Raw genomic sequence first — 14,075 nt, 5'->3', positions numbered from 1 at the left:
ACTATGGCAAGAATTATATTTTTAGATAATTTTGATTCCTTTACTTATAACCTTGTAGATCAATTTCGCAGTTTAGGACATCAGGTACAAATTTTCCGTAATGACTGTGACTTAAATTTATTAGCTCAAGTAACCTTAGCAGAAAAAAATACAATTTTAGCGCTCTCACCGGGGCCAGGAAATCCAGCACAAGCTGGGATTTTGCTGCCTTTAATTGAAAAATTAAAAGGTAAAGTCGCAATGCTCGGCATCTGTTTAGGGCACCAAGCATTGATTGAAGCATTTGGCGGTAAAGTGGTTCATGCAGGCGAAATTTTACATGGCAAAGTTTCCAATATTCAGCATGACAACCAAATGATGTTTCAAGACTTAGCAAATCCAATGCCAGTGGCTCGCTATCATTCTTTAATGGGCATAGATCTTCCAGCAGAATTTGTGGTTAATGCGGAATACAACGGCATCATTATGGCAATCCGCCACAAAACCTTGCCTATTTGTAGTTTTCAATTTCATCCTGAAAGTATTTTAACAGTGCAAGGCTCACAACTATTAGCACAAAGTATTCAGTGGTTACTCGATAGAAGCAGAGGTTAATATGATTATTGTCTATGGATTAAAACAACATCTTATCCCTCGTAAGCAAAATATTATGGAAATTATTTTTCATTGCTTACATTTACAACTCGGTATTCCGCCAAGAAAGCATGCTTTACGCTTTATTGGGTTAGAACCAGAAGATTATTTTTACCCTGAAGGTCGTAGTGATGCTTTTACCGTGATTGAAATTAATTTAATGCAAGGGCGAACAGAATTTACTAAAAAACGCCTAATAAAAATGCTTTTTTCTGAGTTGGAAAATAAATTGGGTATTTCCCCTATTGATATCGAAATTACCATCAAAGAACAGCCTGCACATTGTTGGGGATTTAGAGGAATGACAGGCGATGAAGCTCATGACTTAACTTATGACTTATATCGTTAAAACCTAGAAAATAAAAAATAAAACAAGGATGACAATATGCAAACAGAACAACTACTTAGCCTACTATTCGATGGGCAATCTTTGAACCAAGAGCAAGCACAACAATTATTTCATCATATTATTCAAGGGCAACTTGCACATGAACAACTTGCAGCTGTGCTGATGACACTAAAAATCCGTGGTGAACAAGCCGATGAAATTAGTGGCGCTGTCAATGCCATTATAGCCAATGCAAAGCCTTTTCCTTTTGTTGACTACCCTTTTGCAGATATTGTTGGTACGGGGGGCGATGGCGCTAACACGATCAATATTTCCACAGCATCCGCTATTGTTGCTGCGGCATTAGGATACAAAGTAGCAAAACATGGTAATCGCAGTGTATCCAGTCAAAGTGGCTCTAGTGATGTATTGAGCGCTTTAGGGGTAAAAATTGACTTGTCCGCAGAAAATGCCAAGCAAGCACTAGATAAGCTCAACCTTTGTTTTCTCTGGGCACAACAATATCACCCTGGATTTAAACATGTAGCACCCGTTCGACAAATCTTAAAAACTCGCACGATTTTTAATATTTTAGGACCTTTATGCAATCCAGCACGCCCGAAACATCAATTACTCGGCGTTTATGCACCGCACTTACTCAAAACCTATGCAGAAAGTGCGTTAAGATTAGGGCATCGGCATAGCATTGTAGTACATGGTTCGGGCTTAGATGAAGTGGCAATTCATGGCAAAACAGATATTGCCGAAATTCGCCAAGGACAAATTGCATATTATACGCTAACCCCTTACGATTTCGGCTTTCATCCTAAACCACTAGAAAGTTTGCGTGGTGGTACGGCGAAAGAAAATGCCCAAATGCTAACCGCACTTTTACAAGGCAAAGGCAAAGATGAACATAATCAAGCTGTCGCCATGAACACCGCGTTATTAATGAAATTATTTGGTCATGAAGATCTCAAAGCCAACGCAGAACAAGCCTTAAATATCATGGCAACTGGTCAAGCATTTGAAACATTGCAACAATTAAAAACTTATCAATAAATGGAAATTTCTATGCAACCTAATACGCCAACGATTTTGCAAAAAATTGTGCTAGACAAGCAACAACGGATCGCTGAAAAACAAGCGGCATTTCCTCTTGCTCAATTTCAACAAAACATCACAAAATCTGACCGCTCTTTTTATCAAGCGCTCAGTCAAGGCACGCATCAACGCCCAGCCTTTATTTTAGAATGTAAAAAAGCCTCGCCATCGAAAGGTCTAATTCGAGCTGATTTTAATTTAGCGGAAATCGCCCATATTTATAAAGATTATGCCTCAGCCATTTCTGTATTAACGGACGAAAAATATTTTCAAGGCGATTTTAACTATTTGCCTGTGGTGCGAGGATTAGTCACTCAGCCTATTCTGTGCAAAGATTTTATGATCAGTGAATATCAAGTGTATTTAGCTCGTTATTATCAAGCTGACGCTATTTTACTGATGTTATCTGTACTTGATGATGAAACTTACTGTACTTTAGCGGATCTTGCGCATCAACTTGGCATGGGGGTTTTAACCGAAACCGCGAACCAGCAAGAATTAGAACGAGCTATTAAGCTAGGTGCAAAAGTTATCGGTATTAATAACCGAGATTTACATGATCTCTCTGTTGATCTGAACCGAACTCCTCCACTGGCAGCACAAATCCCTGCGGATCGCATTATTATCAGCGAATCTGGTATTTATTCTCATCAGCAAGTGCAACAATTAAAGCCTTATGTGCACGGCTTTTTAATTGGTAGTAGCTTAATGGGCAATAAAGATCTCAATAATGCCGCTCGTGCCGTGATTTTTGGCGAAAACAAAGTCTGTGGTTTAACTCGTGTGCAAGATGTAAAAGCAAGCTATGCGGCTGGTGCCTTATATGGTGGTTTAATTTTTGCTGAAGGTTCCCCTCGCCAACTTTCCCTCCGTCAAGCACAAGAATTAGTGGTGCAAGCACCTTTGCGTTTTGTTGGAGTTTTCCAAAATCAATCTATTGAATTTATCCATAAAATCGCTGCTCAAGTGCAATTATTTGCGGTGCAATTACATGGTGATGAAACGCCAGAATTTATCACCGCACTTCGTCAAATCTTACCTGCGCAATCTCAAATTTGGAAAGCGATTTCAATTGAAATCAGTGAACAACCTAAACAAAGAAAAAGTGCGGTGGATTTTGCAGAAATTCCTTATGTGGATCGCTATGTATTTGATAGCAAAACAGCTACTCAACAAGGCGGTACAGGACAAATATTTAACTGGGATCATATCCCCCCTTCAATTAAACATAAGGTTATGCTTGCAGGTGGAATAAATGAACAAAATATCGATCAAGCATTACAACAAAATTGCCTCGGCATTGATTTAAATTCAGGTGTAGAAAGCGCCAAAGGCATCAAAGATCACACAAAATTACAAACAATTTTTGACAAAATCCAACATCAATAAGGACAGAATATGACAGATACCCTTTTAAACCCCTACTTCGGCGAATTTGGCGGTATGTATGTGCCAGAAATTTTAGTGCCTGTACTAAAACAATTAGAGAAAGCCTTTGTTGAAGCACAACAAGATCCTGAATTCCAAACTGAATTTAATGATTTATTGAAAAATTATGCTGGTCGCCCAACTGCATTAACCTTGTGCCGAAATTTGACCAAAGGCACAAAAACTAAATTATATTTAAAACGTGAAGACTTATTGCATGGTGGTGCACATAAAACCAACCAAGTTTTAGGGCAAATTTTGCTAGCGAAACGTATGGGAAAAAACCGTATTATTGCCGAAACAGGTGCAGGACAACATGGTGTAGCAACAGCGTTAGCCTGTGCTATGTTGGATATGCCCTGCCGAGTTTATATGGGGGCAAAAGATGTTGAACGCCAATCGCCTAATGTCTTTCGTATGCGTTTAATGGGAGCGGAAGTTGTGCCTGTTGAAAAAGGCTCTTGTTCCTTAAAAGATGCTTGCTGTGAAGCAATGCGTGATTGGGCGGCGAACTATGAAACAACCCATTATTTATTGGGTACTGCCGCAGGTCCTCATCCTTTCCCAACCATTGTGCGAGAATTCCAAAAAATGATTGGCGAAGAAACCAAAAAGCAAATTTTAGCCAAGGAAAATCGCTTGCCTGATGCGGTGATTGCTGCTGTGGGCGGTGGTTCAAATGCCATTGGTATGTTTGCTGATTTTATTGATGAACCAAATGTTCGTCTCATAGGCATTGAGCCTGCAGGGAAAGGCATTGAAACGGGAGAACATGGTGCACCACTTCGCCATGGTTCAGTAGGTATTTATTTCGGTATGAAATCGCCCCTTATGCAAACCGAGGACGGACAAATTGAGGAATCCTACAGCATTTCCGCAGGCTTAGATTTCCCTTCTGTTGGTCCACAACATGCGCATTTGCACGCCATTGGACGAGCTGAATATGAAAGTATTACTGATGATGAAGCCCTTGATGCCTTCCAAGCTCTCGCTAAACATGAAGGCATTATTCCAGCCTTAGAAAGTTCGCACGCTTTAGCCTATGCCTTAAAACTTATTACACAAAATCCAGACAAAGAACAATTGCTAGTGGTGAATTTATCAGGGCGTGGCGACAAAGATATTTTTACTGTAGATAAAATTTTAACTAAAAAAGGAGTGATCTAATGGGACGTTTCGCACAAAAATTCGCACAATTACAAACACAAAATCAAGGTGCTTTTGTTCCTTTTGTCACCTTATGTGATCCAGATTTTGACCGCTCTTTTGAGATTATTTGCACCCTAGTAGAAAATGGTGCTGACGCATTAGAATTAGGCTTTCCTTTTTCAGATCCTTTATTAGATGGCCCCGTTATTCAAGCGGCAAATAACCGTGCATTACAAGCTGGTTGTAGCAGCAAAGAAAGTTTTAAGCTGATTGCTAAAGTGCGGTCAAAATATCCAGAGATTCCCATAGGCTTATTACTTTGTGCCAATTTAATCTATGCACAGGGGCTCGATAATTTCGCTGTGCAGAAGTGGGCGTTGATGCGGTATTAGTGGCGGATATTCCGTTGCTGGCAGCAGAACCCTATATTCAAACCGCAAAAAAATATGGTATTCAACCTGTATTTATTTGCCCACCTAATGCAGATGAACAAACTATTAAAGCTGTGGCGGAAAACAGCGAGGGATATACCTATTTAGTCTCTCGTGCAGGCGTGACCAGTGCAGAAAATCAACAACAGGCAACGAATTTAGATAATTTGGTACAAGGTCTCAAAGCTCATAATGCTCCACCAATTTTACAAGGATTCGGTATTTCTCAACCCCATCAAGTAAAAGCTGCAATTTCTATGGGCGTTGCTGGAGCGATCTCTGGGTCAGCTACGGTAAAAATTATTGAGCAGAATTTAGATAACTATGCTCAATGCCTTATAGAATTAGCAAATTTCTGCCAACAAATGAAAAAGGCGACTTCAGCTTAAAAAGAAAAGATCAAAAAGTGCGGTTTTTATTACCGCACTTTTTTCAATAAAACAATAATATCTTATTTATTTATCAAAGTTAAAAACTCTTTTCTGGTTTCTCTATCGTCTAGGAAGACGCCTCCAAAAGCAGATGTCACAGTGTAACTATTAGTGTCTTTAATTCCACGACACTTCACACAAAAATGTATTGCTTTCACATAAACTGCCACATCTTCCGTTTCCAAAATCGTTTGAAATGCTAATAAAATTTGTTCAGTTAAACGTTCTTGAACTTGAGGGCGTTGAGCAAAAAATGCCACAACACGATTAATTTTTGATAATCCAATTACCCATTTTTTCGGATAATAAGCCACTGACACTTTACCATCAATGGTAACGAAATGATGTTCACAAGTGCTGGTTAACGTCACGTCATTGACTAACACCATTTCGCTGACTTTCATACGGTTTTCAATATTGGTAATTTTAGGGAAATTTGTATAATCTAAGCCGCTGAAAATCTCATCAATGAACATTTTTGATAAACGCCCTGGCGTTTCTTCTAAACTATCATCGGATAAATCCAAACCAATTAATTTCATCACTTCACGCATATGTTGCTCAATGCCTTGACGGCGTTGATCTTTATCCTGTGTAACATCAATCATTGGCGTTTCAATTCCTTTTTCAATTAAGGCATTACGGACTTTAATCGCTTCAGGAGATAAATTACTCATCACTACTTCCCATAAATTGTTATATCGTTCAAAAATGCCGAACATTCTAGCAAATAAAAGTTGAGATCTCTATTTATTAGCTATAACAATTGTTGAATTTAACGTAAAATGTGGGCAATTTTTTCGCATGATTACAAGGATTTTTTATGTTACCTCTTGAACAAGCAATCGAACAAATGCTCTCTCAATTAGAAACAATAAATAGAACCGAAATTCTACCTCTGCAACAGGCTGTTGCTCGTATTTGTGCAGAAGATATTATTTCGCCAATTAATGTGCCAGCCTTTGATAATTCAGCAATGGACGGTTATGCGGTGCGTTTAGCCGATTTGCAACATTCAACAACTCTTGCGGTATGCGGAAAATCTTTCGCTGGAAATCCATTTAAAGAAGAATGGAAAGAAAAAAGCGTTATTCGTATTATGACAGGCGCAATGCTACCAGAGGGCGCTGATGCGGTTGTGATGCAGGAAAATGTCACGGTTAATGAAGACAGCACTGTAACCATTAATGAAATACCAAAGCTAAACCAAAATATTCGTCGTTTGGGAGAAAATATAAAAGTGGGCGATGTTGCCTTAAAAATGGGCTCAAAATTGACCGCACTTTCTCTACCACTTTTAGCTTCTTTAGGTGTTGCCCAAGTCAAAGTTTACCAGAAACTCAAAGTTGCTTTACTTTCAACGGGCGATGAACTTGTATCCGTTGGGCAACCTTTAGCACAAGGGCAAATTTACGACAGTAATCGTTTTACAGTACAATTAATGCTCGAAAGATTACCTTGCGAAGTCTTAGATTTTGGTATTCTTCCTGATGATGAAAAAATCTTTGAGCAAACATTCCTTAAAGCCCAAGAACAAGCCGATTTAGTCATTACTAGTGGCGGAGTTTCCGTGGGCGAAGCAGATTTTACCAAAGCGGTTTTAGAAAAGTGCGGCAAAATTAATTTCTGGAAAATTGCGATGAAACCGGGCAAACCTTTTGCTTTTGGTAAATTAAATCATGCTTGGTTCTGCGGGCTTCCGGGTAATCCTGTGTCAGCTTTAGTGACATTCTATCAACTTGTACAACCAGCTATCGCAAAATTAAGTGGTTATAGCCAATGGCAAGCGCCACAACAATTAAAAGCTATCGCTGCAAAAAACTTGAAAAAATCGGCTGGACGTCTTGATTTTCAACGTGGTTTTTATCAAGTTAACGCGCAAGGACAAATTGAAGTTTCTCCAGTTGGTCAGCAAGGCTCCCACTTATTTGGTGCATTTATTAGTAGCAATTGTTTTATTCGTTTAGAGCAAGAAAGAGGGAATGTTAATATCGGTGACATTGTCACGATAGAGCCTTTCGGCGATATTCTAAATTAGGATTTTCTATGCAAATTGAACTTACTGCAGAAGAAGAATTACGCTATAACCGCCAAATTATCATGCGACAAATTGATTTTGATGGACAAGAAAAACTCAAAGGCTCAAAAATGCTTGTGGTCGGTTTAGGAGGATTGGGCTGTGCTGCAGCGCAATATCTTGCTTGTGCTGGCGTTGGACATTTAACTTTGCTGGATTTCGATGTGGTTTCTCTGTCAAATTTGCAAAGACAAGTCTTACACAATGATGAACGTTTAAATATGTCGAAAGTACAATCTGCCAAAATTGCCTTACAACAACTCAATCCTCACATTGACATTCAATGTATTGCAGAAAAGTTAGAGGAAGAAAAACTCGCTGAAATAACACCGCACTTTGATGTGGTTTTAGATTGTACCGATAACGTAGAAATTCGTAATCAGTTAGATCGTTGTTGTTTAGCGGCTAAAACACCTCTTGTTTCTGGTGCAGCAATTCGTATGGAAGGGCAAGTTTCTGTATTTACCTATACAGATAACACGCCAACTTATCAACATTTAAGCCGATTATTTGGCGGAAACACGCTAAGTTGTGTCGAAGCTGGCGTACTATCTCCAATCGTCGGTCTTGTAGGTTCCATTCAAGCCTTAGAAGCAATAAAAGTGCGGTTGCAAATTGGCAAGGTTTTAGCAGGGCGATTATTGATGATCGATGGTCTAAATATGGCAATCAGAGAAATGAAAATTCCTGCTGCATAAAAAATTCCCCCTGATATAAGGGGGAATTTTATCTTTGACTAAATGATTCAGTTATTTACCATTCTCAATCCATTTACCATCAATAAAATTAGCTATCCATTTCGTTGCTTTTCCATTCTTTTCTGAAGTGACATATTGGCGTTTTTCTTTACGACTAAAACGAATAATTGCTTCATTCCCTTCAGGATCAACAACAGGCGCATCTGCCAAATAACGCAGTTTTTCAGGTAAACGATCTCGATATTGTGCAAGTTCAGCCACTTTTGCTGGGCGGCTTTCACGAGATTTCGGGAAATTATGGGCAGACATAAACACCCCGCTCGCACCATCACGCAATACAAAATAAGCATCTGATTTTTCGCATTTAAGTTCTGGAAAATGTACAGGTTCTTCTTTAGGTGGCGCCACTTCCCCACTTTTTAAAATCTTGCGAGTATTATCACAATTTGTACATCCCATATATTTGCCAAAACGCCCTAATTTTAAGTGCATATCAGCACCACACTTATCACATTCCACAATTGGACCATCATAGCCTTTAATTTTATATTCGCCTTGTTCAATTAAATAGCCATCACAATTTGGATTATTACCACAAATATGCAATTTTCGTGCAGCATCAATTACATAACTATCCATCGCCGTATCGCATTTCGGACAACGTTTACGTTCCATTAAGGCTTTTGTTTCAGAGCTTTCATCTAAAACATTTAATAATTCAGCTTCTGGAATTAAATTTATCGTGGTTTTGCACCGCTCTTTTGGCGGTAAAGCATAACCAGAACAACCTAAGAAAACGCCTGTGCTGGCTGTACGAATTGCCATTTTACGTTGACAAGTTGGGCAATCTATATCTGTTGCTACCAAGCTATTTGGTTTCATGCCACCTTCTAACTCATCTAGCTCTGCTTGCGTTAATTTCTGGCTAAAGTCTTGGAAAAATTGATTTAATTCTTCTTTCCAGTTTTTCTTACCTTCTGCAATTTGGTCAAGAATATCTTCCATATTTGCCGTAAAGTCATAGCTCATTAGATCAGCAAAAGATTGATTTAGGCGATCTGTGACTATTTCCCCCATTTTTTCTGCATAAAAACGGCGATTTTCAACTCGAACATAACCTCGTTCTTGAATGGTGGAAATAATTGCGGCATAAGTAGAAGGGCGCCCAATGCCACGTTTCTCCAATTCTTTTACTAAAGCCGCTTCGCTAAAACGTGCTGGTGGTTTAGTAAAATGCTGTTGTGGATCAACTTTAACTAATGCTAATTTTTCTCCAATAGTTACGGCTGGCAACTCTTGATCTTCTGGGCTTTTACTTGATTGAGGTAACACTTTTGTCCAACCATCAAAACGTAAAATACGGCCTTTGGCTTTTAGTTCATACTCCCCAGATTGCACGGTTAACGTCGTACTATCGTATTTAGCTGCTGGCATTTGGCACGCAACAAATTGACGCCAAATCAAATCATATAAACGCACGGCATCTTTTTCCATTCCTTCTAAATTATCTGCTAGCTGTTTCACATCAGATGGACGAATTGCTTCATGCGCTTCTTGTGCATTTTCTTTACTAGAATAAAAATTTGGTTTTTCAGGTAAATAAGCTTGTCCAAATTGCTGGGCGATATAATCACGCACCATAACTAAGGCATCTTTACTTAAATTGGTACTATCTGTACGCATATAAGTGATATAACCAGCCTCATACAAACGTTGTGCTAGCATCATGGTTTTTTTCACACCAAAACCTAATTTTGTGCTGGCACTTTGCTGTAAAGTGGAAGTAATAAAAGGTGCTTTTGCTTTTGAAGTCGTTGGCTTTGTTTCTAAATCTTTAACGAAATAATCAGAAGATTGTAAAAAATCCACCGCACTTTGCGCTTGTTGGGCATTTTTAGGCTCAAATTTTTTCCCTTGAAATTGCACAACATCTAAACGAATAGGGGCTTTTTGGCTGTTTTTGCTATCAACAGCAATTTCCCAATATTCTTGTGGTTGAAAAGCTTTGATCTCACGCTCTCGCTCAACTACTAATTTCACCGCTACGGATTGTACTCGCCCAGCAGATAAGCCACGCGCCACTTTTTTCCACAATAATGGAGAAACCATAAAGCCAACAACACGATCTAAGAAACGGCGAGTTTGTTGCGCATTAACACGATCTAAATTGAGTTGCTCAGGTTTTTCAAAAGCTTGTTTAATGGCATTTTTAGTAATTTCATTAAAAACAACACGACTAAAACGACTATTTTCGCCACCAATCACTTCACGCAAATGCCAAGCAATTGCCTCTCCCTCTCTATCCAAATCGGTTGCGAGGTAAATATGATCCGCTTTTTTAGCCAAAGATTTTAATTCAGAAACTACTTTCTCTTTGCCAGGTAAGATTTGATAATTAGCATCCCAATTATGATAAGGATCAATTCCCATTCTTTTTACCAATGCATTCTGCTCTTTTTCCTTTTTTATGCGCTGTTTTTCTTCCGCACTTAATCCTTTTGTTGATACGGGTTTAGCTTTTTCGCCATTACTTGAACCAATTGTGGGCAAATCACGAATATGGCCCACACTTGACTTAACCACATATTGACTACCTAAATACTTATTGATGGTTTTCGCTTTTGCTGGCGACTCAACAATTACCAAGGATTTACTCATATTTTTATTTACCTAATTCACTGTATTTTTGTAAAATTGCCCGCTATATTGCTCACTATCGCTTATCAGGTCAACAATTTTTTATCAAAAGAGGCATAAATGGATAAACTAAATGCAATTTCAATCTTCTGCAAAGTTGTTGAAACACAGAGTTTTACACAAGCTGCGGCACAGCAAAATATTTCTGTTGCCATGGCAAGTAAGTTAATTGCGCAACTTGAAGAACAGTTAAAAACTCGTTTGTTACAACGTACCACAAGAAAAACCGTACCCACTGAAACTGGTATACTTTACTACCAACGTTGCCAACCTATTTTGGCTGAATTGGAAGATGCGGAGACAAGTATTAGTAACTTTGCCACGAGCTTACAAGGGAATTTAAGTATTTCTGTCCCTCGTGATTTTGGCTTACGTTTTATTGCCCCTAATTTACCAACCTTTATAAAAGCTCATCCTAATTTACATATTGAAATTGAATTTAATGATCGTATGGTGGATTTAGTGGCGGAAGGTGTTGATATTGCGTTACGCATTGGATCTTTACAAGATAGTTCTTTAGTGGCAAAAAAAATCGCCTCCTCTACCATGCATTTTGTTGCCTCACCTGATTATTTAAAACAACATGGTATACCACAAACGCCTGAAGATTTAGAAAATCATGATTGCCTTCTTTATAAAACCACCGGAAACCAAGTTTACTGGGAGTTTGCAAAAGAAAATAAAATCCAACGTATCAAAATGCGTTCAAAACTGATTTCAAATAATGGCTTAACCTTGGCTGAATTAGCCAAAAATGGACTTGGTATTATAAATACACCGTTATTCTTTATTGAAGATGAATTAGCCTCTGGCGAATTAGTGGAGATTTTACCTGAATATCATCAGCAGAAATTAGATTTACATATTGTCTATCCACACCGCCGCCATTTATCTGCCAAGGTAAGAGCATTTATTGATTTTATTGTTGGCTTACATTTGTGTCGTACAACATTATAAAAACTAAAAAAATGAGGCATAAAATTGCCTCATTTTAGTTTCTATTTTCAGCTTCCCCAACGGAGAAATAAATCTTGTTCTAGCTCAATGCCAAATTGATCACATAAGCGATTTACACTTTGATTAATAATATCATCTAAGCTCGTTGGCTTATGGTAAAAAGCAGGCATCAAAGGGGTTATTTGTGCACCGATTTCTGCGACTTGTGTCATTAAACGTAAATGCCCTAAATGCAATGGTGTTTCTCGTACACATAAAACTAATGGCTTACGTTCCTTTAAGCACACATCAGCTGCTCTTGTGATTAAATCATCAGTATAGCTATGCGCAATGCCAGATAAGGTTTTAATTGAACAAGGTAAAATTACCATGCCTAAAGTGCGGTAAGATCCAGAAGAAATTGGTGCGCCAATATCACGAATATCGTAGACTTGATCGGCTAATTCTCTGACTTGTTGCACACTAAATTCTGTTTCAAGTGCAATAGTTTGTTTTGCCGCTTGGCTAATAATAAGATGAGTTTCGATATATGGAAGTGGCTTTAAAATTTGCAGTAAGCGAATAGCATAAATGGCGCCAGAAGCGCCAGTTATGCCGATAATTAAACGTTGTTTTTTAAGACTCATTGTGCATTTCGAGATTAGTTGCATCTTTTTCACGCTTTTTCTTGGCTTTGTCATTGCGCAAATCAGCAATGTGATCAAGATACTCTGCGGTAATATCACCAGTCACATAAACACCAGTAAACACAGAACAATCAAAATCTTTAATCGCTGGATTTTCTTGCTGAACAGCGCCAGTTAAAGCATCAAGATCTTGGAAAATAAGTTTATCAACGCCAATTAGTTTAGCAATTTCATCAACATCTCGTCCATAAGCAATTAATTCATTTTTAGTTGGCATATCAATACCGTATACATTTGGATAACGAATTTCTGGTGCAGCTGAAGCAAAATAAATTTTATTTGCCCCTGCTGCCCTTGCCATATCTACGATTTGCTCCGAAGTGGTGCCACGTACAATAGAATCATCAACTAATAATACATTTTTGCCTTTAAACTCAGAAGATATAGTATTGAGCTTACGGCGCACCGCACTTACACGTTGAGTTTGTCCCGGCATGATAAAAGTGCGTCCTACATAACGATTTTTCACAAAACCTTGGCGGTAAGGTTTATTTAAAATATGCGCAATTCGTAAAGCAATATCATTAGATGTTTCAGGAATTGGAATAACCACATCAATATCTAAATCTTGCCATTCTTTTGCAATTTTTTGTCCTAAACGTTCTCCCATGTGGACACGAGCCGCATAGACAGAAACACCGTCAATATAAGAATCAGGACGAGCGAAATAAACATATTCAAAGATACAAGGGGTTAATTTAGGATTTTCGGCACATTGCTGCGCATATAATTGCCCCTCAAAACTCACATAAACCGCTTCACCCGGCTCAACATTGCGAACAAACTCAAAACCCGCAATATCTAAAGCAATACTTTCAGAAGCAAACATATATTCTGTTTTACCGCTCACTTCATCTTCACGTTTTCCCAACACTAACGGACGAATACCATTAGGATCACGGAATGCCACCATACCATAACCAATAATCATCGCTGCACAAGCATAAGCACCACGAATATCTTTGTGAGTAGCACTAACGGCATCAAAAATAGCTTGTGTCGATAAAGGATGGGCTGTTTGATCTAAATGATGTGCCAAGATGTTCAATAAAATCTCAGAGTCAGAATTGGTATTAACGTGGCGGCGGGCTGAATTAAAAAGTTTTTGTTTTAATTCTTCTGAATTAGTTAAGTTTCCATTATGAACTAAAGTTAAACCATAAGGCGAGTTTACATAAAAAGGTTGTGCCTCTGAAACACTAGAACTTCCTGCTGTTGGATAACGAACATGCCCAATTCCTGCATTTCCTTGTAAACGTAACATGTGAACTTGTTGAAACACATCACTTACTAAACCATTTGCTTTGCGTAAGCGGAAACGGTTTTCTTCATCTACTGTAATAATCCCAGCAGCATCTTGCCCTCGATGTTGTAATACTGTAAGTGCATTATAAATAGATTGGTTTACAGGGCTATGGCTCACAATGCCAACAATTCCACACATATTTTGCGATCC

At 38.5% G+C, this 14,075-nt stretch carries 12 protein-coding genes and 1 pseudogene; 9 read left to right on the top strand and 4 right to left on the bottom strand.

Going from position 1 to position 14,075, the window contains the following annotated elements; translation table 11 throughout:
• Positions 1-3: 3 nt before the first annotated feature.
• The 6 genes and pseudogenes from B0186_RS10005 to trpA all read left to right on the top strand — a co-directional run bounded on the left by B0186_RS10005 (position 4) and on the right by trpA (position 5,462).
• Complete coding sequence (locus B0186_RS10005; RefSeq protein WP_078219233.1) at positions 4-594, top strand: aminodeoxychorismate/anthranilate synthase component II; 591 nt, start codon at positions 4-6, stop codon at positions 592-594.
• Position 595: 1 nt separating this feature from the next.
• Positions 596-982 (top strand): tautomerase family protein, encoded by a 387-nt coding sequence (locus tag B0186_RS10000; protein ID WP_078219232.1) that lies wholly within the window; start codon positions 596-598, stop codon positions 980-982.
• A 36-nt stretch (positions 983-1,018) separates the two neighbouring features.
• Entirely contained in the window at positions 1,019-2,023 is a 1,005-nt protein-coding gene (gene trpD, locus B0186_RS09995) for an anthranilate phosphoribosyltransferase (RefSeq protein ID WP_078219231.1), read from the top strand.
• 12 nt (positions 2,024-2,035) lie between these two features.
• Positions 2,036-3,454 carry a bifunctional indole-3-glycerol-phosphate synthase TrpC/phosphoribosylanthranilate isomerase TrpF gene (gene trpCF, locus B0186_RS09990; protein ID WP_078219230.1) on the top strand — a complete coding sequence of 473 codons (1,419 nt, stop codon included), beginning with the start codon at positions 2,036-2,038 and terminating at the stop codon, positions 3,452-3,454.
• Positions 3,455-3,463: 9 nt separating this feature from the next.
• Positions 3,464-4,660: a tryptophan synthase subunit beta gene (trpB, locus tag B0186_RS09985; protein ID WP_078219229.1), complete on the top strand. Its 1,197-nt coding sequence runs from the start codon at positions 3,464-3,466 to the stop codon at positions 4,658-4,660.
• Positions 4,660-5,462, top strand: a pseudogene (gene trpA, locus B0186_RS09980) (tryptophan synthase subunit alpha). The gene trpB and the pseudogene trpA overlap by 1 nt, the downstream one beginning before the upstream one ends.
• Before the next feature lie 62 nt (positions 5,463-5,524).
• Here the strand turns inward: trpA and folE are convergent.
• Positions 5,525-6,181, bottom strand: a complete 657-nt coding sequence (gene folE, locus B0186_RS09975) for a GTP cyclohydrolase I FolE (protein WP_078219228.1) — start codon at positions 6,179-6,181, stop codon at positions 5,525-5,527.
• 146 nt (positions 6,182-6,327) lie between these two features.
• On the opposite strand from folE, the gene moeA reads away from it, so the two are divergent.
• Together moeA and moeB are read left to right on the top strand one after the other, a co-directional pair.
• Positions 6,328-7,542: a molybdopterin molybdotransferase MoeA gene (gene moeA / locus B0186_RS09970; RefSeq protein ID WP_078219227.1), complete on the top strand. Its 1,215-nt coding sequence runs from the start codon at positions 6,328-6,330 to the stop codon at positions 7,540-7,542.
• An 8-nt stretch (positions 7,543-7,550) separates the two neighbouring features.
• Positions 7,551-8,279, top strand: a complete 729-nt coding sequence (moeB, locus tag B0186_RS09965) for a molybdopterin-synthase adenylyltransferase MoeB (RefSeq protein ID WP_078219226.1) — start codon at positions 7,551-7,553, stop codon at positions 8,277-8,279.
• Positions 8,280-8,330: 51 nt separating this feature from the next.
• On the opposite strand, the gene topA is transcribed toward moeB, so the two are convergent.
• Positions 8,331-10,937, bottom strand: coding sequence for a type I DNA topoisomerase (gene topA, locus B0186_RS09960; protein WP_078219225.1), 2,607 nt, complete (start codon positions 10,935-10,937; stop codon positions 8,331-8,333).
• A gap of 99 nt (positions 10,938-11,036) precedes the next feature.
• Between topA and B0186_RS09955 the strand changes: the two genes are divergently transcribed.
• Positions 11,037-11,933 carry a LysR family transcriptional regulator gene (locus tag B0186_RS09955; protein WP_078219224.1) on the top strand — a complete coding sequence of 299 codons (897 nt, stop codon included), beginning with the start codon at positions 11,037-11,039 and terminating at the stop codon, positions 11,931-11,933.
• A 47-nt stretch (positions 11,934-11,980) separates the two neighbouring features.
• Here B0186_RS09955 and B0186_RS09950 read toward each other — a convergent pair whose 3' ends face one another.
• Positions 11,981-12,559 carry a UbiX family flavin prenyltransferase gene (locus B0186_RS09950; RefSeq protein ID WP_078219223.1) on the bottom strand — a complete coding sequence of 193 codons (579 nt, stop codon included), beginning with the start codon at positions 12,557-12,559 and terminating at the stop codon, positions 11,981-11,983.
• A complete protein-coding gene (purF, locus tag B0186_RS09945; protein ID WP_078219222.1) occupies positions 12,549-14,063 on the bottom strand; it encodes an amidophosphoribosyltransferase in 1,515 nt (504 codons plus the stop codon). The genes B0186_RS09950 and purF overlap by 11 nt, the downstream gene beginning before the upstream one ends.
• Positions 14,064-14,075: the final 12 nt, after the last annotated feature.

Origin of the sequence: Canicola haemoglobinophilus (genome assembly GCF_002015075.1) — a bacterium.
In the GTDB taxonomy this organism is placed as follows: Bacteria; Pseudomonadota; Gammaproteobacteria; order Enterobacterales; family Pasteurellaceae; genus Canicola; species Canicola haemoglobinophilus.
Note: the sequence above shows the minus strand (reverse complement) of the source record. Positions and strands in the feature narration are given on the sequence as shown.

What these genes read in the sequence shown, in the direction of transcription:
- B0186_RS09955 (WP_078219224.1), top strand. Translation starts at nt 11,037, where the DNA reads ATGGATAAACTAAATGCAATTTCAATCTTCTGCAAAGTTGTTGAAACA.
- purF (WP_078219222.1), bottom strand. Translation starts at nt 14,063, where the DNA reads ATGTGTGGAATTGTTGGCATTGTGAGCCATAGCCCTGTAAACCAATCT.
- moeA (WP_078219227.1), top strand. Translation starts at nt 6,328, where the DNA reads ATGTTACCTCTTGAACAAGCAATCGAACAAATGCTCTCTCAATTAGAA.
- B0186_RS10005 (WP_078219233.1), top strand. Translation starts at nt 4, where the DNA reads ATGGCAAGAATTATATTTTTAGATAATTTTGATTCCTTTACTTATAAC.
- B0186_RS09950 (WP_078219223.1), bottom strand. Translation starts at nt 12,559, where the DNA reads ATGAGTCTTAAAAAACAACGTTTAATTATCGGCATAACTGGCGCTTCT.
- trpB (WP_078219229.1), top strand. Translation starts at nt 3,464, where the DNA reads ATGACAGATACCCTTTTAAACCCCTACTTCGGCGAATTTGGCGGTATG.
- moeB (WP_078219226.1), top strand. Translation starts at nt 7,551, where the DNA reads ATGCAAATTGAACTTACTGCAGAAGAAGAATTACGCTATAACCGCCAA.
- folE (WP_078219228.1), bottom strand. Translation starts at nt 6,181, where the DNA reads ATGAGTAATTTATCTCCTGAAGCGATTAAAGTCCGTAATGCCTTAATT.
- B0186_RS10000 (WP_078219232.1), top strand. Translation starts at nt 596, where the DNA reads ATGATTATTGTCTATGGATTAAAACAACATCTTATCCCTCGTAAGCAA.
- trpCF (WP_078219230.1), top strand. Translation starts at nt 2,036, where the DNA reads ATGCAACCTAATACGCCAACGATTTTGCAAAAAATTGTGCTAGACAAG.
- trpD (WP_078219231.1), top strand. Translation starts at nt 1,019, where the DNA reads ATGCAAACAGAACAACTACTTAGCCTACTATTCGATGGGCAATCTTTG.
- topA (WP_078219225.1), bottom strand. Translation starts at nt 10,937, where the DNA reads ATGAGTAAATCCTTGGTAATTGTTGAGTCGCCAGCAAAAGCGAAAACC.